At 65.7% G+C, this 23,214-nt stretch carries 17 protein-coding genes; all 17 read left to right on the forward strand.

The features are described 5' to 3' along the window. Positions 1-1,701, forward strand: a complete 1,701-nt coding sequence (locus PD284_RS11515) for a peptidoglycan D,D-transpeptidase FtsI family protein (RefSeq protein WP_411956266.1) — start codon at positions 1-3, stop codon at positions 1,699-1,701. A gap of 56 nt (positions 1,702-1,757) precedes the next feature. Beyond that, positions 1,758-3,206: a UDP-N-acetylmuramoyl-L-alanyl-D-glutamate--2,6-diaminopimelate ligase gene (locus PD284_RS11520; protein ID WP_274628338.1), complete on the forward strand. Its 1,449-nt coding sequence runs from the start codon at positions 1,758-1,760 to the stop codon at positions 3,204-3,206. Next, on the forward strand, positions 3,203-4,636 hold the full coding sequence (locus PD284_RS11525; RefSeq protein ID WP_274628339.1) for a UDP-N-acetylmuramoylalanyl-D-glutamyl-2,6-diaminopimelate--D-alanyl-D-alanine ligase: 1,434 nt from the start codon (positions 3,203-3,205) through the stop codon (positions 4,634-4,636). The genes PD284_RS11520 and PD284_RS11525 overlap by 4 nt, the downstream gene beginning before the upstream one ends. Positions 4,637-4,661: 25 nt before the next feature. Further along, positions 4,662-5,744: a phospho-N-acetylmuramoyl-pentapeptide-transferase gene (gene mraY / locus PD284_RS11530; protein WP_274628340.1), complete on the forward strand. Its 1,083-nt coding sequence runs from the start codon at positions 4,662-4,664 to the stop codon at positions 5,742-5,744. After that, on the forward strand, positions 5,741-7,141 hold the full coding sequence (gene murD, locus PD284_RS11535; protein WP_274628341.1) for a UDP-N-acetylmuramoyl-L-alanine--D-glutamate ligase: 1,401 nt from the start codon (positions 5,741-5,743) through the stop codon (positions 7,139-7,141). Before mraY ends, murD begins: the two co-directional genes overlap by 4 nt. Continuing rightward, a complete protein-coding gene (gene ftsW / locus PD284_RS11540; RefSeq protein ID WP_274628342.1) occupies positions 7,141-8,292 on the forward strand; it encodes a putative lipid II flippase FtsW in 1,152 nt (383 codons plus the stop codon). Before murD ends, ftsW begins: the two co-directional genes overlap by 1 nt. A 14-nt stretch (positions 8,293-8,306) precedes the next feature. Then, on the forward strand, positions 8,307-9,434 hold the full coding sequence (gene murG / locus PD284_RS11545) for an undecaprenyldiphospho-muramoylpentapeptide beta-N-acetylglucosaminyltransferase (protein ID WP_274628343.1): 1,128 nt from the start codon (positions 8,307-8,309) through the stop codon (positions 9,432-9,434). Beyond that, on the forward strand, positions 9,431-10,837 hold the full coding sequence (gene murC, locus PD284_RS11550; protein ID WP_274628344.1) for a UDP-N-acetylmuramate--L-alanine ligase: 1,407 nt from the start codon (positions 9,431-9,433) through the stop codon (positions 10,835-10,837). The genes murG and murC overlap by 4 nt, the downstream gene beginning before the upstream one ends. Then, the gene (gene murB, locus PD284_RS11555) at positions 10,834-11,799 is read left to right on the forward strand and encodes a UDP-N-acetylmuramate dehydrogenase (RefSeq protein ID WP_274628345.1); all 966 of its coding nucleotides are present in this window, start codon (positions 10,834-10,836) and stop codon (positions 11,797-11,799) included. Before murC ends, murB begins: the two co-directional genes overlap by 4 nt. Before the next feature lie 300 nt (positions 11,800-12,099). Then, entirely contained in the window at positions 12,100-13,026 is a 927-nt protein-coding gene (locus tag PD284_RS11560; RefSeq protein WP_274628346.1) for a D-alanine--D-alanine ligase, read from the forward strand. Next, a complete protein-coding gene (locus tag PD284_RS11565) occupies positions 13,014-13,952 on the forward strand; it encodes a cell division protein FtsQ/DivIB (RefSeq protein WP_274628347.1) in 939 nt (312 codons plus the stop codon). Before PD284_RS11560 ends, PD284_RS11565 begins: the two co-directional genes overlap by 13 nt. Further along, the gene (gene ftsA / locus PD284_RS11570; protein WP_274628348.1) at positions 13,949-15,256 is read left to right on the forward strand and encodes a cell division protein FtsA; all 1,308 of its coding nucleotides are present in this window, start codon (positions 13,949-13,951) and stop codon (positions 15,254-15,256) included. Before PD284_RS11565 ends, ftsA begins: the two co-directional genes overlap by 4 nt. 64 nt (positions 15,257-15,320) lie before the next feature. Then, positions 15,321-16,976 carry a cell division protein FtsZ gene (gene ftsZ / locus PD284_RS11575; protein WP_274628349.1) on the forward strand — a complete coding sequence of 552 codons (1,656 nt, stop codon included), beginning with the start codon at positions 15,321-15,323 and terminating at the stop codon, positions 16,974-16,976. 272 nt (positions 16,977-17,248) lie between these two features. Further along, positions 17,249-18,199, forward strand: a complete 951-nt coding sequence (gene lpxC, locus PD284_RS11580; protein WP_274628350.1) for a UDP-3-O-acyl-N-acetylglucosamine deacetylase — start codon at positions 17,249-17,251, stop codon at positions 18,197-18,199. 186 nt (positions 18,200-18,385) lie between these two features. Further along, positions 18,386-19,243 (forward strand): outer membrane protein assembly factor BamD, encoded by an 858-nt coding sequence (locus PD284_RS11585; RefSeq protein ID WP_274628351.1) that lies wholly within the window; start codon positions 18,386-18,388, stop codon positions 19,241-19,243. A 10-nt stretch (positions 19,244-19,253) separates the two neighbouring features. Beyond that, the gene (gene recN / locus PD284_RS11590; RefSeq protein ID WP_274628352.1) at positions 19,254-20,921 is read left to right on the forward strand and encodes a DNA repair protein RecN; all 1,668 of its coding nucleotides are present in this window, start codon (positions 19,254-19,256) and stop codon (positions 20,919-20,921) included. A 139-nt stretch (positions 20,922-21,060) separates the two neighbouring features. After that, the gene (gene ligA, locus PD284_RS11595) at positions 21,061-23,205 is read left to right on the forward strand and encodes an NAD-dependent DNA ligase LigA (protein WP_274630609.1); all 2,145 of its coding nucleotides are present in this window, start codon (positions 21,061-21,063) and stop codon (positions 23,203-23,205) included. The last annotated feature ends 9 nt before the right edge of the window (positions 23,206-23,214 follow it).

Raw genomic sequence — 23,214 nt, forward strand, 5'->3', positions numbered from 1 at the left:
ATGTTCTGGAAGAGATCGAAGTCGACGGCCGGGGCCGAGGCGATCGTCATGGAAGGCGCCCGCAAGACCAGCGGCGGCCGACCGAAGAACCGCGTGCTCATGACGATGGCTGTGTTCTTCGGCATCTATGCCGCGATCGGGGGCCGTCTCGTCTATCTCGGCGTCCTGAGCCCCGAGGAGGGCCGTGGGCCGGCCGCGCGCGTCACCGCTGCGCGCCCCGACATCGTCGATCGCAACGGCGAGGTGCTGGCTACCGACATCAACACGGCGTCGCTCTTCGCCGAGCCACGCCGCATCGTCGACGCCGACGAGGCGATCGAGAAGTTGTCGACGGTGCTGCCGGACCTCGATGTCGAGCAGACCTACAACAAGCTGAAAAGCGGCACCGGCTTCGTCTGGCTCAAGCGGCAGCTGTCGCCGCGCCAGCAAGCCGACATCATGGCGCTTGGCATCCCCGGGGTCGGCTTCCGCACGGAGAAACGCCGCTTCTATCCGGGCGGCGAGACAGCTTCCCATATCCTTGGCCTGGTGAACATCGACAACCAGGGCATTGCCGGCCTCGAGAAGTACGTCGACGGTCAGGGTCTTGCGGACCTGCAGGCTTCCGGCCTCGCGCTGGAGCGTGATCTCAAGCCGGTAAAGCTCTCTATCGACCTGCGCGTCCAGCACATCGTGCGCGACGAGATCGTTGCGGCGCTCGATCGCTACCACGCCATCGCTGCAGGCGCGGTCGTGCTCAACGCCAAGACAGGGGAGGTCGTGGCGATGGCTTCGGTCCCGGATTTCGATCCGAACAATCCCCACAATGCGCACGACAAGGACCGCCTCAACCGCATGTCGGCAGGCGTCTACGAGATGGGCTCGACGATCAAGAGCTTCACCACGGCGATGGCGCTGGATTCCGGCAAGGTGACGCTGCAGAGCACCTTCGACGCGACGCGCCCGATCACCATCGGCCGCCAGACGATCCGTGACTTCCACGGCAAGGGCCGCGTGCTGACGGTGCCCGAGGTGTTCATCTATTCGTCCAACATCGGCTCGGCGCGCGAGGCCGACGTGGTCGGCATCGAGGGCCATCGCGAGTTCCTGCATCGCATCGGGCTGCTCGAGCGGATGACGACGGAACTTCCGGAGGTCGCGCGGCCGACGGAACCCAAGGTTTGGAAGAAGGTCCACTCGATCACCGCGTCGTTCGGCCACGGCTTCACGACCACCCCGCTCCAGACCGCGGTCGCCGCTGCAGCGCTGATGAACGGCGGCTACCTCATGCAGGCGACGTTCCTTCCCCGGACCGTGGAAGAAGCGGTGGCGGGCGCGACCAAGGTCGTCAATGAAAAGACCTCGGCGGACATGCGCTATCTCTACCGTCTCAATGCGGAGAAGGGCTCCGGCAAGCGCGCCGAAGTTCCCGGCTACAGGGTCGGCGGCAAGACGGGAACTGCCGAGAAGGTCGTCAACGGCCGCTACTCCACCGACAAGCGGTTCAACGCCTTCCTCGCCGCATTCCCGATGGACGATCCCCAGTACATAGTCCTGTCGATCGTGGACGAGCCGAAGCCTGAAAAGCCGGGTTTGCCGGCGACATCGGGCATGAACGCTGCGCCGATCGTGGCCAACATCATCCGCCGCTCGGCCTCGATGCTTGGCGTGAAGCCAGAATTCGGCCATGAAAATGAGGCAACGGTGGCGTCCTACGAGTGATTCTCAACGGCGCGCCCGCAAGAAGCGCGCCATTTTGTTGCGACGATCGGAGTTCGATGAAACTTAGGGAACTTGCCGGCCTGCTGCCTCTCGACGGAGATGCTTCCGCGGAGGTCGAGGTGGCTGGCGTGACATCCGATTCCCGGCAGGTGAAGCCCGGGATGGTCTTCGTTGCCGTGCCGGGAACGAAGGCGGACGGTTCCGCGTACGCGGCGGATGCCGCGGCCAAGGGAGCCGTTCTGGTGGTCGCCGGACGCGCGCTCGACAAGGTCGATGCGCCGAGCATCGTGGTGGACGATCCGCGCCGCACGCTTGCGCTGCTCGCGGCGGCCCTGCACCCAGGGCAGCCGGAGACCATGGTGGCCGTCACCGGGACCAGCGGAAAGACGTCCGTTGCGTCCTTCACCCGCCAGATCTGGGAACATGCTGGGTTTGCGGCCGCCAGCATCGGGACAACCGGAGTCATTGCGCCGGGCCGAAACGACTATGGCTCGCTGACCACTCCGGATCCGGTGGCGCTGCATGTGCTGTTGTCGGAACTCGCCGCAACGGGCGTGATTCACGGCGCCATGGAGGCATCGAGCCACGGTCTCGACCAGCGGCGTCTGGACGGCGTGAAGCTCAGCGCCGGCGCCTTCACCAATCTCGGCCGCGACCATATGGATTATCACCCGACCTTCGAGCACTACCATCACGCGAAGCTCCGCCTGTTCGACACGCTGCTGCCCAAGGGCGCGCCCGCGGTCATCTTCGCCGACGATCCGTGGTCGGCGGCCACCAGCGCGGCGGCGCGCGATGCGGGCCTGGACGTGCGCATGGTCGGACGTCAGGGCGACTTCCTGACGCTGAAGCGGGTCGAGCATGAGCGCTTCCGGCAGCGCGCCGAGATCGACGCAGGCGGGGTTATCTACGAGATCGACCTGCCGCTTGCTGGAGACTTCCAGATTTCCAACGCCCTCGTGGCCGCGGGCCTCGCCATCGCGACGGGCACGCCGGCGGAAGTCGCGCTCAAGGCGCTCGAGAAACTGAAGGGCGCGTCCGGCCGGCTCGAACTGGTCGGGACGACGGAAAATGGCGCGCCGATCTACGTCGACTACGCCCACAAGCCGGATGCGCTGGAGAACGTGCTCGCCGCGGTGCGGCCCTTCACCACCGGCCGCGTGGTCGTCGTGTTCGGATGCGGTGGCGACAGGGACCGGGGCAAGCGACCGATCATGGGCGAGATCGCGAGCCGGCTGGCGGATGTGGCGATCGTCACCGACGACAACCCGCGCAGCGAGGTTCCGCAGCATATCCGCGCAGCGATCATGGCCGCCGCGCCCGGCGCCATCGAGATCGGCGATCGTCGCGAGGCGATCCACACCGCGATCGGCATGCTCAAGGCAGGCGATACCCTCGTGGTTGCAGGCAAGGGGCACGAGGAAGGCCAGACGGTCGGAGCCGAGACGCTTCCCTTCTCCGATCATGCTGAGGTGCGCAGCGCGCTTCGGGAATCGGCGGCATGACCTGTCTTTGGACCTCGGACGAGCTGGTCGCGGCCATCGACGGCCGTCCCATCGGACATGGGCCGGCGGAAATCACCGGCATTTCGATCGACAGCCGCACGCTGAAGCCCGGCGACGCATTCTTCGCCATCAAGGGCGATACCATGGACGGCCACGATTTTGCGACCGCCGCCATGAAGGCGGGCGCGAGCGTGCTGGTGGTTGCCGAAGGCAAGCTGCCGGCGCTCGGCCGCCTGGCCGTGCCGATGATCGTTGTCGACGATGTGCTTGCCGCGCTGGAGAAAGCGGGCGTCGCCGCGCGCCGCCGCACGCGGGCCAAGATCATCGCGGTCACCGGATCGGTCGGCAAGACCAGCACCAAGGAGGCGCTTCGCCATGTGCTCTCGGCCGTGGGCACGGTGCATGCGTCCGACAAGTCGTTCAACAATCATTGGGGCGTGCCGCTGACCCTAGCCCGGATGCCGGCGGATTGTGACTACGCCGTCTTCGAGATCGGCATGAACCATCCCGGGGAGATCCGGCCGCTGGTCAGGATGGTGAAGCCGCATGTTGCGCTGATCACGCTCATCGCCGCAGCGCATCTCGGGCACTTCCGCAACCTGGACGAAATCGCCCAGGCGAAGGCGGAGATATTCGAAGGCCTCGATCGCGAGGGGGTGGCGCTGCTCAATCGTGACGACCAGCGCTTCAAGATGCTGAGCAAGCTGGCGCGGCAGGCCCACGTCACCACGGTCAGGAGTTTCGGCGAGGGCGAGGAGGCCGATTACCGGCTTCTCAAATCGAAGCTCAATGCCGACAGCTCTTCAATCTCGGCGAACATCGGCGATAACGAGGTCGTGGCGAGGATCGGCGTGCCGGGCCGCCATGTCGTTCAGAACGCGCTTGCCGTGCTGGGCGCAGCGGACCTCGTCGGCGCCGACATCGCCAAGGTAGCGCTTGCGCTGTCCACGCTGTCGGCCGAAAGCGGCCGCGGCAAGAGGCATGTGCTGCATCATGGCGACGGCCCGTTCCTGCTGATCGACGAGAGCTACAACGCCAATCCGGCATCCATGCGTGTCGCCCTCGAACTGCTCCGCGCCGCGCCGCTCGGCGAGGGCGGACGGCGCATCGCGGTGCTCGGCGACATGCTCGAACTCGGGACGCAGGCGCCAAAGCTGCACGCCGCGCTGGCCGACCTGGTGACGGGGGCGAAGGTCGATGTGGCACTGCTGGCGGGGCCCGAGATGAGCGCTCTGCGCGACCGGCTCGGCGACAATCTGGCGACCGAATACAGGGCCGACGTCGAGCAACTGAAGCCCGTGCTTCTGGCGACGATCCGTCCGGGGGATGCGGTGATGGTCAAGTCGTCGAAGAGTATCGGCTTCGTGAAGCTGGTGGACGCTCTACTTCATGAGTTTTCCGCACCCAAGGCAAAGCAGAAGCGGGCATGAATATTGAAGAGGGGATTGAATTCGCATGCTGACCCTGCTCGTCGACTTCGCCGACAAGGTGCAGTTGTTCAACGTATTCCGTTACATCACTTTCCGCACCGGCGGAGCGCTGATCACGTCGGCGCTGATCGTGTTCATGTTCGGACCGGCCATCATCGACTCGCTGCGGTTGCGGCAGGGCAAGGGACAGCCGATCCGCGCCGATGGCCCGCAGACGCATTTCAAGAAGGCCGGCACGCCCACCATGGGTGGGCTGATGATCATGACGGGCATCATCGTCTCGACGCTGCTGTGGGCAAACCTGTCCAGCGTCTATGTCTGGGTCACGCTGCTTGTGGCGGTGGGGTTCGGCGCGATCGGCTTTTATGACGACTACCTGAAGGTCACGAAGCAGTCGCATCTCGGCCTTTCCGGGAAGGCGCGACTCGCCATCGAATTCGTCATCGCCGGCATCGCCGTGTTCTTCATCATGCGCGCCGGCCAGGCGCCCTTCTCCTCTTCCCTGACATTCCCGTTCATCAAGGACCTGCTGCTCAATCTCGGCTGGTTCTTCATCCCGTTCGGCGCGTTCGTCGTCGTCGGCGCGGGCAACGCGGTCAACTTCACCGACGGGCTGGACGGTCTTGCCATCGTGCCGATCATGATCGCCGCCGCGTCCTTCGGCGTCATCGCCTATCTCTCGGGCAACGCGGTGTTCGCCGAGTACCTGCAGATCCATTTCGTGCCGGGCACCGGCGAGCTCGCGGTCATCCTCGGCGCCGTCATCGGGGCGGGCCTGGGCTTCCTGTGGTTCAACGCGCCGCCGGCGGCGATTTTCATGGGCGACACCGGCTCGCTGGCGCTCGGGGGCCTGATCGGCACCGTCGCCGTCGCCACCAAGCACGAGATCGTCATGGCGATCATAGGCGGCCTGTTCGTCATGGAGGCGCTGTCGGTCATCATCCAGGTCGCAGTCTTCAAGACCACCGGCAAGCGCGTGTTCCTGATGGCGCCTATCCACCATCATTTTGAGAAACTCGGCTGGACCGAAAGCCAGGTCGTGATACGATTCTGGATCGTCGCCGTCATCCTGGCGCTGATCGGCCTTTCTACGTTGAAACTCAGATGATTCCGGCCACAACCTTTGGCGGTAAGCGCGTCGCGCTCTTCGGGCTCGGCGGGTCGGGTATTGCGACTGCGCGAGCCCTCCTCGAAGGCGGCGCGAACGTCGTCGCCTGGGACGACAATCCCGAAAGCGTCGCCCGCGCCGAGGCCGAGGGGATCCCTGCGGCCAACCTCAGGCAGGAGGACTGGAGCGCGTTCACCTCGCTGGTGCTGTCGCCAGGCGTTCCGCTGACGCATCCGAAGCCGCACTGGTCGGTCGAGCTGGCGCGCGCGGCCGGCGTCGAGGTCATCGGCGACGTCGAACTTTTCGTGCGCGAGCGCAATGCAGTGGCGCCCGATGCGCCATTCATCGCCATCACGGGGACCAACGGCAAGTCGACCACGACGGCGCTGACCGCGCACATCCTGAATTCCGCCGGTCGCGACACCCAGATGGGCGGCAATATCGGGCGGGCGGTGATGACGCTCGACCCGCTGCGATCCGACCGTTTCTACGTCGTCGAGTGCTCGTCCTACCAGGTCGATCTCACGCCCTCCATCAATCCGACGGCCGGCATCCTGCTCAACCTGACGCCCGATCACCTCGATCGGCACGGCACCATGCAGCATTACGCAACGATCAAGGAGCGCCTCGTCGCCGGCAGCGAGACCGCGATCGTCGGCGTCGACGACGCCTATTGCGCGCAGATCGCAGACCGGCTGGAGCGAGCGGGCAAGACCGTGGTGCGCCTGTCGAAGCGGCTGCCGCTGACCGACGGCTTCTTCGCCGACGGCACCAACCTGATGGAAGCCTCCAACGGTCGCTATGAGCGCATCGCGTTCCTGGAGGGTATTGGCTCGCTGCGCGGCCAGCACAACGCGCAGAACGCGCTGGCGGCGGTCGCGGCCTGCCTCAAGGTCGGACTAGAACTCGGCGAGATCCAGTCCGGACTGGAGAGTTTTCCCGGGCTGGCGCATCGTATGGAACAGGTCGGCCGCAAGGATCGCGTGCTGTTCGTCAATGATTCCAAGGCCACGAACGCGGATGCCTCGGCGCCCGCCCTGTCCAGCTTCCCCCGCATCTACTGGATCGTCGGAGGCCTGCCCAAGGAAGGCGGCATCGAGCCCCTGCGCGGCTTCTTCCCACGGATCGCCAAGGCCTATCTCATCGGCGAGGCCGCGCCCGCCTTCTCGGCGACGCTTGGCGAGGCGGTGCCCTACGAGATTTCCGGGACGCTTGACGCGGCGGTCGCCAATGCCGCGCGCGACGCCGCCGAGGACGCCGAGGGCGAGCCGGTGGTGCTCTTGTCGCCGGCCTGCGCGAGCTTCGACCAGTTCAAGAATTTCGAGGTCCGCGGAGACGCCTTCCGGGCGGCGGTCGCGGCGATCGACGGTATCCAGGTCATCGGGGGAGGACGATAGTGCTGAGCCGCATCGACAAGAGTCCGGTCGCCACCTGGTGGTGGACGATCGACCGCTGGTTCCTGGCCGCGTTCCTTTCGCTGATGGTGCTCGGGGTGGTCCTTTCCTTCGCGGCCAGCCCCGCCGTCGCCGAACGCATCGGCCTCGACACATTCCACTTCGCCGTCCGGCAGATCGTCTTCATGATCCCGGCCCTCGTCGCGATGATCGCCGTGTCCTTCCTCGATGCGCGCGAGGTGAGGCGGATGTCGCTGGTGATGCTCTGCGTCATGCTGCTGATGATGATTGCGGTGCTGTTCATCGGCATCGAGGTGAAAGGCGCGCGGCGCTGGCTGTCGATCGCAGGCCTGTCCATCCAGCCCTCGGAGTTCCTCAAGCCGGCATTCGTCATCATCAGCGCATGGCTGTTCGCCGAGCACGCCCGCCAGCCCGACATCCCGGGCAATTTCTTCGCGATCGTGCTGCTCGCCGTCGTGCTCGTGTTGCTGATCGCGCAGCCGGACTTCGGCCAGACGATGCTGGTTCTGGCGACGTGGGGAATCATGTTCTTCATGGCGGGTATGTCGTGGTTCTGGATCATCCTGCTCGGGGCTGTCGGCACCGCCGGCGCCACGGCCGCCTACACGTTCCTGCCGCACGTGGCTGGCCGCATCGACCGCTTCATCACCGGGGAAGGCGACACGTTCCAGGTCGACATGGGGCGCGACGCGGTCATCAACGGCGGCTGGTTCGGCGTCGGGCCGGGCGAGGGGACGATCAAGCGCGTCATCCCCGACAGCCATGCCGACTTCATCTTCGCAGTCGCGGGTGAGGAGTTCGGCATCGTCCTTTGCCTCGCGATCATGGCGATCTTCGCCTTCATCGTGCTCAGGGGCCTCAACACCGCACTGAAGGAACGCGACGACTTCACACGCTATGCCGTCGCCGGGCTGGTGGTGGTCTTCGGCCTGCAGTCGATCATCAACATGGGCGTCAACTTGCAGATGATGCCGGCCAAGGGCATGACTTTGCCCTTCATCTCGTACGGTGGTTCGTCACTCATCGCCATCGCCATCTCCATGGGTATGGTGCTGGCGCTCACCAGGCAGCGGCCGGAAAAACGCCAGCAGATCGGCTTCCACGCCTATCCGCGCCACGTGCCGGCGGAATGAGGCGAATCTGCTGAATGGCGAAGGGTACGATCCTACTGGCGGCGGGCGGTACAGGAGGACACCTGTTTCCTGCCGAGGCGCTTGCGCATGAGCTCGTTTCGCGCGGCTGGAAAGTGCACCTTGCGACCGATGACCGTGTCGAGCGATTTTCGGGGAACTTTCCGGCGACGGCGATTCATCACATTCCGTCGGCTACCCCCGGGGGGCGCAATCCGCTCGCACTTGCCAGGGCGTTCTGGTCGATCTGGAAGGGCGTCCGGCAGTCTTCGGAGCTGATCCGCCGCATCGACGCCCAGGCGGTCGTCGGCTTCGGCGGCTATCCCACGCTGCCGCCGCTCTATGCCGCGACGCGGCGCGGCGTGCCCAGCGCCATCCACGAAGCAAACATCGTCATGGGCCGCGCCAACAAGGCGCTGGCCGGCCGCGTCACTGCCATCGCCGGCGGCTTCCTCACCGAGCAGGCGAGCGGGCATCCGGAAAAATACGTCTTCACGGGCAATCCCGTGCGGCAGCCGATACTCGATGCCTTGCAGACGCCGTATGCGGCGCCGTGGCCCTTCGAGACCTTTCGCCTGCTGGTCTTCGGCGGAAGCCAGGGCGCGCAGTTCTTCTCCGATGCGGTTCCCGCGGCCATCGCGCTGCTGCCCGATCTGGAGCGGCGGCGGTTGAAGGTGACGCAGCAGGCGCGGGCCGAGGACGTGGCGCGCGTCAAGGCGGCCTATGCGCAGCTCGGCATCGAGGCCGAGGTACTTCCCTTCTTTTCGGACCTCGCGCAGCGCATGGCGGCGGCCCATCTCGTTATCTCGCGGGCGGGCGCCTCGACCGTTACCGAGATCTCGGTGATCGGCCGTCCGGCGCTGCTGGTTCCCTATCCGCACGCGCTCGATCACGACCAGGCCGCCAACGCGGCGGCGCTTGCGGCGGCGGGCGGAGCCGAAGTCCATCACCAATCTACGCTGTCGATCGAGAAGCTCGCGGAACGGCTCGGCGTGCTGATGGGCGATCAGGAGAAGCTCGAGGCAATGGCGACCGCCGCGCGGTCGACCGGCAAGCCGGATGCCGCGCTGTTGCTCGCAAACCTCACAGAAGCTATTGCGTGGCGCAAGCCATTAACGGAATTCAGGAAGGAAACGCCGCGATGAAAATGACACGGACGATCGGCCGCGTTCATTTCGTCGGCATTGGCGGTATCGGCATGAGCGGCATCGCCGAGGTGCTGCACAGCCTCGGCTACGAGGTGCAGGGCTCCGACCAGGCCGACAGCGCCAACGTCCAGCGTCTTTCCGCCAAGGGCATCAAGTGCTTTGTCGGCCACCGCGCCGAGAACCTTGGGCAGGCGGAGGTCGTCGTCGTCTCGACCGCGATCAAGAAGTCCAATCCAGAGTTCGTCGCCGCCCGCGAGCGGCTGCTGCCGATCGTGCGCCGCGCCGAGATGCTGGCCGAACTGATGCGCTTCAAGCAGGCCATCGCCATCGGCGGCACGCACGGCAAGACGACCACGACATCGCTGGTGGCCACGCTCCTCGAAACGCTGGACCCGACGGTGATCAACGGCGGCATCATCAACGCCTATGGCACCAATGCACGGATCGGCCGCGGCGACTGGATGGTGGTCGAGGCGGACGAGAGCGACGGCACCTTCCTCAAGCTGCCGGCTGACATCGCCGTCGTCACCAACATCGATCCGGAGCATCTCGACCATTACGGCAGCTTCGACCGGGTGCGGGACGCTTTCAGGCAATTCGTCGAGAACGTGCCGTTCTACGGGTTCGGCGTCATGTGCACCGACCATCCCGAAGTCCAGGCGCTCGTCTCGCGCATCGAGGACCGGCGGGTGATCACCTATGGCGAGAACGCGCAGGCCGACGTGCGCTTCGAGAACCTCCGCGTGGATGGCGCAGCCTCGATCTTCGACGTCGTCATCCGCAACCGCAAATCGGGCGAGCAACAGGCGATACGCGATCTCCGTTTGCCCATGGCCGGCCGGCATAACGTGTCCAACGCGACCGCTGCGATTGCCGTTGCACATGAGCTGGAGATCTCTGCGGACGCAATCCGAACGGCGCTGTCGTCGTTCGGCGGCGTCAAGCGTCGCTTCACGCCGACCGGAAGCTGGAACGACGTGCAGGTGTTCGACGACTATGGGCACCATCCGGTTGAGATAAAGGCAGTGCTGAGGGCTGCCCGGGAATCGACCAAGGGTCGGGTCATCGCCATCGCTCAGCCGCATCGCTACACGCGCCTGCACGATCTGTTCGACGACTTCTCCGCCTGCTTCAACGATGCCGACACCGTACTGGTGGCGCCGGTCTATGCAGCCGGAGAGGAGCCCATGGAGGGCGTCACGTCGGAGGCGCTGGTCGAGCGCATCCGGGCCGGCGGGCATCGGGACGCCCGTTATGTCGACGGCGCCGCCGCCGTCGCGCCGGCAATCCGCGCATTCGCCAAGCCCGGCGACTTCGTGGTGTTCCTGGGAGCTGGCAACATTACCCAATGGGCCTACGCACTGCCGCGGGAACTGACTGCCGGAGACGCCGCAGCATGAGCCGTGGCGAGCAACTCCTGGCGTCGCTCGGCGACAGGCTCTCGGGCCTGCGCGGGCGCATCTCGCCCAACGCCGAGATGGAGAAGATCACCTGGTTTCGTGCGGGCGGAGTCGCCGACGCGCTGTTCCAGCCGGCGGATGAAGAAGACCTGGCCGCGTTCCTCAAGGCGGTGCCTGCCGACATACCAGTGACGGTGGTGGGCATCGGCTCGAACCTCCTGGTTCGCGAGGGTGGCATCCGCGGCTTTGTCGTGCGGCTGTCTGCAAAGGGTTTTGGCGAGGCGGAGGCGGTTTCCGAGACGCAGATACGCGCGGGCGCGGCGACACCCGACAAGCGGCTCGCCGCGGTTGCGCTCGAGGCGGGCATCGGCGGCTTCCACTTCTACCACGGCATTCCGGGAGGGGTCGGCGGCGCGCTCAGGATGAATGCCGGCGCCAACGGTGTGGAGACGCGCGAACGCGTCGTGGAGGTGCGGGCGCTGGACCGCCAGGGCAATCTGCACACCTTCTCAAACGAGCAGATGGGCTATTCCTACCGGCACTCGACCGTGCCGGCCGGCATGATCTTCACCTCGGCTGTGTTCGAAGGCTATCGCGAGGAGCCGGAGGCGATCCGGGCGGCGATGAACGCGGTGCAGGAACATCGCGAGACGGTGCAGCCCATCCGCGAGAAAACCGGCGGCTCGACGTTCAAGAACCCTCCAGGCACATCCGCCTGGAAGGAGATCGACAAGGCGGGCTGCCGTGGCCTGATGATCGGCGGCGCGCAGATGTCGCCGATGCACTGCAACTTCATGATCAACACCGGAACCGCCACCGGATACGATCTCGAATATCTGGGCGAGGCGGTCCGCGCGCGCGTTCTCGAAAACGCCGGCATCCGCCTCGAGTGGGAGATCAAGCGCATCGGCGAGTTCAAGCCGGGCCGCGAGGTTCAGGAGTTTCTCGGGCAACTGCTCTGAGACTTGCGCCGGGCGTCTCGAGCCCGCTTCGCAAGGGCCTCCCGCGACCATTTGCGCGATGCAAATATGTCGCAGAAACAACGGTTTTCGGCCTTCCGGAATCGAAAGCGGAAGCCCGTGCAAATTAATTCAAATTGAGTTCTTGCCACGGAATCCAGTCTCTGATTCTTTGGGCCTGTAAGCGTTCCTGATTTGAGTCGTTCACGCGGAGCACGCGTTTCGGGCTGGGGGGAAACCTGCCGGAGACGGTCGAGTCATGAGCATGGATTCATGGTCCCGATGTCGAGGGAATGAGAGGGTATGACCGGTAAGCATGTGGCCGTACTGATGGGCGGATTCTCGTCGGAGCGGCCAGTCTCCCTCTCTTCCGGAGGCGCTTGCGCCGATGCGCTCGAAGCTGAGGGGTATAGGGTCACAAGGATCGATGTCGATCGCGATGTTGCTGCTGTGCTCGATAGGCTCCGGCCGGACGTTGCCTTCAATGCGCTGCATGGGCCGTTCGGCGAGGATGGCACGATCCAGGGCATTCTCGAGTATCTCGCGATCCCGTACACCCATTCCGGCGTGCTGGCTTCGGCGCTTGCTATGAACAAGGAAAAGGCCAAGTGCGTCGTCAAGGCGGTCGGCGTTCCGGTCGCCCAGTCGCGGATCATGGATCGTCGCAAGATCGTCGGCGATCATCCGATGAAGCCTCCCTATGTGGTGAAGCCCGTCAATGAGGGGTCGAGCTTTGGCGTCGTCATCGTCAAGGAGGGGCAGTCGCATGCGCCGCAGATCATTGCGTCGGACGATTGGCGCTACGGCGACGAAGTCATGGTCGAGCGCTACATCTACGGGCGTGAACTGACCTGCACGGTGATGGGCGACGTCGCGCTTGGCGTCTGCGAGATCATTCCGGTCGGTCACAATTTCTACGATTACGACTCGAAGTATGTGCCTGGAGGCTCAAATCATGAGGTTCCGGCGAAAATTTCACCGAATATTTACCAAAAAATACAGACACTGGCGCTGAAGGCTCACCAAGCAATCGGCTGTCGCGGCGTTTCCAGGTCTGATTTCCGTTACGACGACCGTCATTCGGAAAACGGGGAAGTTGTCTGGCTGGAGATCAACACCCAGCCGGGCATGACGCCCACCTCCTTGGTGCCCGAGATCGCCGCTGAAGCAGGTCACACGTTCGGCGAGCTCCTGAGTTGGATGGTGGAGGACGCCTCGTGTTTGCGTTGAGGACGGGACAGGATGACAGGGCCGGTGCGCGCTTCGCGGGCGTCGGGCCGGTTGCTGCGCTGCGTGAGCGCATGGTCCTGCCCAAGTGGCTGCGGCGGCCGGCGCGCCTCCTCAAGAGGCTGAATGACGGCGAGATCGCGCCGCCGCCCTATGCGGCGACGATGCTGACGGTCGGCTTCTTCGCGATCACCGGTGTTTATGGCGCCTATGTTGGCGGACGCATGCCGGACTACGCGCAGGCCGTTACGGCCCGCACCGGCTTCGCCGTCGACGAGGTGCGTGTGATCGGACATCAGCATACCTCCGAGATCGATATTCTCGACCAGCTCGGCCTGGATGGCTGGACCTCGCTGATCGGCTTCAATGCCGAGACGGCGCGCGAGCGTGTGGCGTCGCTGCCCTGGGTCGAGGTGGCTTCGGTGCGGAAGGTCTATCCGGACGAGATCGAAGTGCAGATCAAGGAGCGCGAGCCCTTCGCGATCTGGCAGCGCGGCAGCGAACTCTCGGTGATCGAGGAAAACGGACGGGTCATCGCGCCGTTCGCCGGCGGGGCTCTTTCCGGGCTGCCGCAGGTCATCGGTCTGGGCGCCGACCGCGATGCCGCGGGCTTCATCGCAAAGATGGCGAAGCACCCCGAGGTCGCCTCGCGGGTGCGGGCCTATGTGCGCGTCGCCGAGCGCCGGTGGGACCTGAAGCTGAACAACGGCATGACCGTGAAGCTGCCCGAGTACGGCGAGGAAGAGGCGATCGTAAGCCTGATCGCCTTCGACAAGCAGGGCGGGTTGCTGTCACGCGACGTTTCCGCGGTCGACATGCGCATCCCCGACCGCCTGGTGCTGCAGCTTACGCCTGACGCAATGGAGCGCCGTACGGCGGAACTGGATGCGCAGGCAAAGGCGCGCAAGAAGGCGGGGAAAAGGACATGAACTGGCTCGGTGGGCAATCGGCTGACCAGTCGCTTCGATCGGGCATTGTCACCGTTCTCGACGTGGGGTCGAGCAAGGTGTGCTGCATGATCGCCAAGCTCAAGCCGCGCGAGGGCAGCAACCTGCTGAAGCGGCGTACGCATCAGATCCAGGTGATCGGCATCGGGCACCAGAAGTCGCAAGGCGTGAAGTCGGGCGTCGTCGTCGACCTGAATCGCGCCGAGCAGGCGATCCGCCTAGCGGTCGATGCAGCGGAACGCATGGCGGGGCTGACGGTCGACTCGCTGTTCGTCAATCTGAGTGCAGGGCGGCTGAAGAGCGAGGTTTTTTCCGCGACCATCAATCTGGGCGGCCATGAGGTCGAGGCGGCGGACGTGAAGCGCGTGCTGGCCGCAGGCGCCAAGCAGGCGCTCAAGGTGCAGCGCCAGGTCGTGCATTCGCTGCCGGTCGCCTTCTCGCTCGACGGCGAACGCGGCGTGCGCGATCCCCGCGGCATGATCGGCGACACGCTTGGCGTCGACATGCATGTTCTGACGGGCGATGCTGCCCCGCTGCGCAACCTGGAGCTTTGCGTCAATCGCGCGCATCTCTCGGTCGAGCGCATGGTGGCGACGCCTTACGCCAGTGGCCTTTCCGCATTGGTCGACGACGAACTCGAGATGGGCGCCGCCTGCGTCGACATGGGCGGCGGCACGACGACGATCTCCATCTTTGCAGACGGCAAGTTCGCGCATTGCGATTCGATCCCGATCGGCGGCAACCACGTGACGCTCGATCTCGCAAAGGGTCTGTCCACGCGGCTCGAAGACGCCGAGCGGCTGAAGGTCATGCACGGATCGGCGCTGCCGAGCGGCGCCGACGACCGTGACGTCGTTTCGGTGCAGCCGATCGGCGACGACAGCGATATGGCGATGCAGGTTCCGCGCGCGGCGATGACGCGCATCATCCGCGCCCGCGTCGAAGAGACGCTGGAGATCCTGCGCGACCGACTCAACGCTTCCGGGTACGGCAACGCCGTCGGCAAGCGAGTGATTCTGACTGGCGGCGCCAGCCAACTCGGCGGACTTCCCGAGGCGGCGCGGCGGGTGCTGGGACGCAACGTACGCATCGGACGACCGCTCGGCGTTGCCGGCCTGCCGGAAGCGGCAAAGGGCCCGGCCTTCGCGACGGCGGTCGGCCTGCTGATCTATCCGCAGGCAGCCGGCTTTGAAGGGCGGCAGCCGAAGGCAGGCCCGCTGCTGCGGGCGACAGGCACCAATGGCAGGCTCTACCGGGTCGGCCAGTGGTTCAGGGACAGTTTTTAGTCGGGCGGGGACAGCCCCATAGGCAGCCGCAGCGGCGAGCGGCGAAAGGCGAAGGAAACGACAGATGACCATCAATCTCAAGAAACCCGATATTACCGAACTGAAGCCTCGGATTACCGTATTCGGTGTCGGCGGCGGCGGCGGCAACGCGGTGAACAACATGATCACCGCCGGCCTGCGCGGTGTCGATTTCGTGGTCGCGAACACTGACGCGCAGGCGCTGACCATGTCGAAGGCCGAGCGCCTGATCCAGCTCGGCGCGCATGTGACCGAGGGCCTGGGGGCGGGCTCGCAGCCGGAAGTGGGGCGCGCGGCTGCCGAGGAATGCATCGATGAGATCATCGACCATCTGTCGAACACCCACATGTGCTTCGTCACGGCCGGCATGGGCGGCGGCACCGGCACGGGCGCAGCCCCGGTGGTTGCCCGCGCGGCTCGCGAAAAGGGCATCCTCACCGTCGGCGTGGTGACCAAGCCGTTCCACTTCGAAGGCCAGCGCCGCATGAAGACGGCCGACTTCGGCATCGAGGAACTGCAGAAGAGCGTCGACACGCTGATCGTCATTCCGAACCAGAACCTGTTCCGGATCGCCAATGACAAGACCACCTTTGCCGACGCCTTCGCGATGGCGGACCAGGTTCTCTACTCCGGCGTCGCCTGCATCACCGACCTGATGGTCAAGGAAGGCCTGATCAACCTCGACTTCGCCGACGTGCGCTCGGTGATGCGCGAGATGGGCAAGGCGATGATGGGCACCGGCGAAGCGTCCGGCGAGGGCCGCGCCATGGCGGCCGCCGAGGCAGCGATCGCCAATCCGCTGCTCGACGAGAGCTCGATGAAGGGCGCCAAGGGCCTGCTGATCTCGATCACCGGGGGTCGCGACCTGACCCTGTTCGAGGTCGACGAAGCCGCGACCCGCATCCGCGAGGAAGTTGATCCCGAAGCCAACATCATCCTCGGCGCGACTTTCGACGAGGGCCTCGAGGGCGTCATCCGCGTGTCGGTGGTGGCCACGGGCATCGACAAGACGGCGGCGGAGATCGCTGCTGCGCCGATTTCGGTGCGCCAGCCGATGAAGCCGGTCCAGCAGCGTCCGGTCGATCCCCGCCAGCAGCCGCAGGTCGCGGAAGCGCGCGTCGAGACGCGTGCGGCGGATCCGATCGCCGACGTCATCCGCAGCGCGGACATGGGAGGGGATACCATCCAGACGCGCCCTTTAGCCGTGGCTCCGGCGGATGATTTCCGCCCGCAGAGCAAGCTTTTCCAGGCGCCTCCGGCCGCCCCGCTGCCCGTTCAGCAGGTAGCGCCGCAGCCGCAGCCCGCGGTCGTTCGCGAGATGGCGCAGCCGGCGGCGGTCCAGCAGACGCGGATGCCGCGCGTCGAGGACTTTCCTCCGGTGGTGAAGGCCGAGCTCGAGGCGAAGGCACGCCCGCAGGCGCCTGAGGACCGCGGTCCGATGGGGCTTCTGAAGCGCCTGACCAACGGCCTGGCGCGCAAGGAAGAAGAGCCTGCGCGGCTGCAGCCGGCCGCCCAGCCGCGCGAGCCGAAGCTGCGCCAGCCCGCGCCCGAGGCGCGCCGCCTGGCCAGCCAGGACCCGCAACTCTATGCACCGCGACGCGGACAGCTGGACGATCACGGCCGGCTCAACCCGCAACCGCGCACGGACCATGACGACGACCAGCTGGAGATTCCCGCGTTCCTTCGCCGGCAAGCCAACTGACGTCTCACTGGGGCTCAGGCAGCGTTTCGGGGTGGGCACCACGGTGCCCACCCCGATTCGTTAAAGATACGTTACTCCAATGGTTTACCTGTGCATCTGAATGTGCAGTGGCCGTTACACGGAGTAAGAAACAGTGATTTGGAGTCTTTCCCGCCGGAGACTATGTTCCGTGCCGAAACAAGCGGCGTTGCAGACGGCCTGTCGGCTGCACGCCCTGCAAGAAAGTCCGCAGCCAAGGGGCTGGCGAAGCGGGCGTCTCGATCGGACGGGCCATGGGGTTTGGTTTGCAAGAATATCAAACGAGCTTGGCGGCGCGCGCCACGCTGTCAGGAATAGGCGTCCATAGCGGGAAGCCGGTGACGGTGCACTTCCATCCCGCGGACGCGGATAGCGGCGTGATTTTCCAGGTGACGGGCGCTGACGGCTCCGTTCGCGAATTGCGCGCGCTGCATTCGGAGGTCGGCTCCACCGATCTGTGCACGGTGCTCGGTGATCCCGGTGGTCCGCATGTCGCGACCGTCGAACATCTGATGGCGGCGCTGTTCGGCCTCGGCATCGACAATGTGCTGATCGAACTGGACGGCGGCGAAGTGCCGATTCTCGATGGAAGCGCCGCGCCGTTCGTCGAGGCGTTCGAGCAGGCCGGTATCGAAGAGCTTTCCGTCAAGCGCCGCTATCTGCGCATCATCAAGCCGATTCGCGTCGAGAACGGGCCTTCATGGGCGGAGTTCCGGCCCTACAACGGCACGCGATTCGAGGTTGAGATCGATTTCTCAAGCCCGGCCATCGGCCGCCAGATCTTTGCCGGAGACTTGTCCGCCAGCATGTTCAGGCGCGATATCGCGCGGGCCCGCACCTTCGGCTTCATGAAGGATGTCGAGCGCCTGTGGGCGGCCGGCTATGCGCTCGGCTCCTCGCTGGAGAATTCCGTGGTCATCGGCGACGACAACCGCGTCATCAACATGGGCGGACTTCGCTACGACAACGAGTTTGCGCGCCACAAGGTGCTCGACGCGATGGGCGATCTGGCGCTTGCGGGAGCGCGTTTCATCGGCTGTTTCAGGTCCTATCGCGGCGGCCACAAGCTGAACGCGACGGCGCTGCGCCGCCTGCTGGCCGATCCTACGGCCTTCGAGATCGTCGAGACGTCGCGCCGCCAGCGCGGACGCGCCGTCGAAATGATGGCGGTGAACAGCCCGGCCTACGCTCCCTGGACGCTCTGACGGTTGCGCGACGTCCGTTCTCGTTGCATTAAGCATTTTTTGGCGCGTGTTGCGGGAAGGTGACGCCGGATTGCGTCGCGCGCCACAAAAATGCGCCATTGCAAGAGCATGGCGTTGCCCGGTGGGGGCGGTTGTGTTTTATGGCGCGATGCTCGAAGCAGCGACGCCGAAGGGGCGGACTTCAGTATGCATGTGATAACAGGTGCAAGGTCGAAAGCTCGCGCTCTGACCGCGGTGCTTGCACTGGCGGCGCCGCTGGCGCTGTCGGCCTGCCAGTCGAGCGACGACATCGATCTGGCGACCTATGTCGAACAGACCGATCCTGCGGACCAGCTCTACAATGAAGGCCTCGCCAACCTGAATGCCGGGCGTCTCAAGGAGGCGGGCCGCAAGTTTGCAGCCATCGACCGACAGCATCCGTATTCGGAGTATGCGCGCAAGGCGATGGTGATGAGCGCATTCACCAACTATCGCGAGGGCAACTACGAGGAAGCGATCAACTCCGGGAAGCGCTACGTGCAGCTTTATCCGTCGAGTGAAGACGCCGCCTATGCCCAGTACATCGTGGGCCTGTCCTACTTCCGCCAGATCCGCGACGTGACACAGGACCAGAAGGAATCGCGCCGCGCCATCGAGGCGATGGACGAGGTGGTGCAGCGCTGGCCCGACTCCGAATATGTGGATGACGCCCAGTCGAAGATTCGCTTTGCCCGCGACCAGCTCGCCGGCAAGGAGATGCAGATCGGCCGCTATTATCTCGAGCGGCGGGAATACATCGCCTCGATCAAGCGCTTCCGCTACGTCGTGGAGAACTATTCCAACACCCGCCACGTGGAAGAGGCGCTGGCGCGCCTGACCGAGGCCTACTACGCGATGGGTCTGGCCCAGGAAGCGCAGGCGGCGGCGGCAGTGCTCGGGCAGAACTTCCCGGACAGCCAGTGGTACAAGGACTCCTACAAGCTGCTGCAATCCGGCGGGCTGGAGCCGCGCCAGAGCGCGGGCTCGTGGCTGTCCAATGCCAGCAAGCTGATCATAGGCGGCTGACGATCCCTAAATGCTGTCACAGCTCTCGATCCGCGACATCGTTCTGATCGAGCGGCTCGATATCGAGTTCGCGTCCGGCCTGTCGGTGCTTACCGGCGAGACGGGCGCCGGAAAATCCATCCTTCTCGACGCGCTGTCACTGGCGCTGGGCGCCCGGGGCGATGCGTCCCTGGTGCGCCACGGCGCCAACCAGGGGCAGGTGACCGCCGCGTTCGACGTGCCGCGCAATCATCCGGCGCGCGCCATCCTGGCCGACAATGCGATCGACGACGACGGCGACATCCTGCTGCGCCGCGTGCAGACCGCGGACGGCCGAACCCGCGTCTTCGTCAACGACCAGCCGGCGAGCGTCTCGCTGATGCGCGACATCGGGCGCGCGCTGGTCGAGATCCACGGCCAGCACGACGACCGCGCGCTGGTCGACGCCTCCGCGCACCGCGAACTGCTCGACGCTTTCGGCGGCCACCTCGGCGCTGCCCGCGAGGTTGCCCAGGCCTGGCGTCTGTGGCGGGAGGCGGAGCAGCAACTGTCGCGGCACCGCGCCAAGGTGGAAGCGGCGGCGCGCGAGGCCGATTACCTGCGGGCCTCCGTAGACGAACTGTCCAAGCTCGATCCGCAACCGGGCGAGGAAACCGAACTCGCCGAAAGGCGGACCGCCATGATGCGCGCCGAAAAGATTGCGACGGACATCAAGGATGCGGAGGACGTGCTCGCCGGCTCATCCTCGCCGCTGCCGGCGCTGGCGGCGCTGCTGAGGCGGCTGCAGCGCAAGCAGGCCGACGCGCCGGGCTTGCTGGACGAGATCATCCGCACGCTGGACGAGGCGCTGATTTCGCTCGATGAGGCGCAATCGGCAGTCGATGCCGCAATGCGCGCGTCCGAGTTCGACCCGCATGCGCTGGAAAAATCCGAGGAGCGGCTATTTGCGCTGCGCGCGGCGTCGCGAAAATTCTCCGTACCGGTCGACGACCTCGCCCAACTGCGCGACACCATGTCGGCAGACGTGGCGGAGCTCGACGCCGGGGCGGAGCGGCTGCAGGCGCTGGAGAAGCAGGTGGTGACGGCGCGGGAGGCCTATGACCGTCTTGCCGAGGCCCTGTCCGCCCTGCGCGGCGCCGCAGCGCAACACCTCGTCAAGGTCGTCATGGCCGAACTCCCGGCTTTGAAGCTGGAGCGGGCGGAGTTCATCGTCGAAACTTCGACGGAGACGGAAAACCGGCAGGAAGCCGGCATTGACGAGATCGAGTTCTGGGTCCGGACCAATCCGGGGACGCGCGCCGGACCGATGATGAAGGTCGCGTCAGGCGGCGAGCTGTCGCGCTTCCTGCTGGCGCTCAAGGTCGCGCTGGCCGATCGCGGCTCTGCGCCGACGCTGGTTTTCGACGAGATCGACACCGGCGTGGGCGGCGCGGTGGCCGACGCGATCGGACAACGGCTGGCGCGGCTCGCCAAAGGCGTGCAGGTGCTCTCGGTCACGCACGCGCCGCAGGTCGCCGCCCGGGCCAACACGCACCTGCTGATCGCGAAATCCGGCAACGCCGAGCGCGTGGCTACGGGAATCAGCCAGATCGACCCGCTCCAGCGGCGTGAGGAAATCGCGCGTATGCTGGCAGGCGCAACCATTACCGACGAGGCGCGGGCCGCCGCTGCGCGGCTGCTCAGCGAGAATGCTGGATAGTCGTTCCGGCTGGCGCATGTCAGTTGGCTGAACGCCCCTCGGGCAATTCGGTTTACATTTTTGCGGTATTCGCCAGAACTTGTGGGGCCCGGCGAAGCCGCGGCGCTCGTTTCATCCGCGCCGGAGTTCGATCATGTCCTTGTCCCCGAAAGCCGTCGATTCGCTCAGCGCGGAGGAAGCCGCCGCCGAACTGGCGCGGCTGGCGGCCGAGATCGCCGAGCACGATCTGCGCTATCATGCGGAAGACGCGCCCACGATTTCGGACGCCGACTACGATGCGCTGCGCCGCCGCAATCTCGCGATCGAGCAGCGGTTTCCCGACCTGGTTCGTGATGATTCGCCGTCGCGGAAGGTGGGCGCGGCGGTATCGGAAAAGTTCGGCAAGGTCGTCCATGCCGTTCCGATGCTGTCGCTGGACAATGCGTTTGCCGACGAGGATGTCACGGAATGGGTGGCGCGCATGCGCCGCTTCCTGCGCATGGATGGCGGCGAACTGCCGATCACGGCCGAGCCCAAGATTGACGGGCTCTCTCTTTCACTGCGCTACGAGAACGGGCGCCTCGTGACGGCGGCGACCCGGGGCGACGGCGCCGTCGGCGAGAACGTGACCGCGAACGCGCGCACCATCGCCGACATCCCGAACGTGCTCTCGGGCGATTTCCCCGATGTGCTGGAGGTGCGCGGCGAAGTCTACATGGGCCATGTCGATTTCGCCGAACTCAACCGGCGCAACGCAGACGCCGGCAAGCAGACCTTCGCCAATCCGCGAAACGCCGCGGCCGGCTCGCTGCGCCAGCTCGACACCTCGATTACCGCCAGCCGTCCGCTACGCTTCTTCGCCTATGCCTGGGGCGAGGTGTCGAAGATGCCGGCGGAGACCCAGACGGGCATGGTCGAGATGCTCGGCCGCTACGGCTTTCGCACCAACCCGCTGATGAAGAAGTTTGCGGACGTCGAGGGCCTGCTGTCGCAGTACCATTCGATCGAGGAGAACCGCGCCACGCTCGGCTACGACATCGACGGCGTCGTCTACAAGGTGGACAGCCTGGAACTGCAGCAGCGCCTCGGCTTCGTGTCGCGCAGCCCGCGCTGGGCGATCGCGCACAAGTTCGCCGCCGAGAAGGCGATGACGATCCTCAACGGCATCGACATCCAGGTCGGCCGCACCGGCGCGATGACGCCGGTGGCGCGGCTGACGCCGGTGACGGTCGGCGGCGTGGTGGTGACCAACGCCACCCTGCACAACGAGGACTACATCAGGGGCATCGGCAACAGCGGCCAGCCGATCCGCGAGGGCAGGGACATCCGCATCGGCGACACCGTCGTCGTGCAGCGCGCCGGCGACGTCATCCCGCAGATCCTCGACATCGTACCGGACAAGCGTCCGGCGGGTTCGGTCCCGTACCGGTTTCCCGAGACCTGCCCCGCCTGTGGGAGCCACGCCGTGCGGGAGGACGGGGAGGCAGTGCGCCGCTGCACCGGCGGCCTGATCTGCCCGGCGCAGGCGGTGGAGCGGCTTCGGCACTTCGTGTCGCGCAATGCGCTGGACATCGAGGGTCTGGGCGAAAAGCAGATCGAGTTCTTCTTCCATGTCGATGACCCGTCGCTCCGGATCCGCTCGCCGGCAGACATCTTCACCCTGAAGGGGCGGCAGGAGAAGTCGCTGACCAAGCTCGAGAACATCGAAGGCTTCGGGGCGCTTTCGGCGCGCAAGCTCTACGCGGCGATCGACGAGCGCCGTCGGGTCGAGTTCTGGCGCTTCCTGCACGCGCTCGGCATCCGCCACGTCGGCGAGACGAACGCCAAGCGGCTGGCCAGGCACTTCCATTCGTTCAAGGCGTTGCGCGAGGTCGGCGAACAGGCGGTCATGCCGGAGGGCAAGGGCGACCCGGGCAACGCGGCCTGGCAGGAACTTCGCGCGGTCGGCGGCATCGGAGACATCGTGGCGGAGGCTATCGTCGACTTCTTCGACGAGGAGCACAACCTCGCGGTCGTGGACGCACTGCTGGCGGAGGTCACTCCATTGGACGAACAGCCCGTTGAGGTCACCTCATCGCCGGTCGCCGGCAAGACGGTGGTGTTCACCGGCTCGCTGGAAAAGATGTCGCGCGACGAGGCCAAGGCCATGGCCGAAAAGCTCGGCGCGAAAGTTGCGGGCTCGGTGTCGAAGAAAACGGACCTGGTTGTCGCCGGTCCCGGCGCTGGCTCGAAGCTCAAGCAGGCGACGCAACTCGGCATCGAAGTGATCGACGAGGACCAATGGTTCGAACGTGTGAAGCAATAGCGATCCGGC

Source organism: Mesorhizobium shangrilense (assembly GCF_028826155.1).
Taxonomy (GTDB): Bacteria; Pseudomonadota; Alphaproteobacteria; order Rhizobiales; family Rhizobiaceae; genus Arvimicrobium; species Arvimicrobium flavum.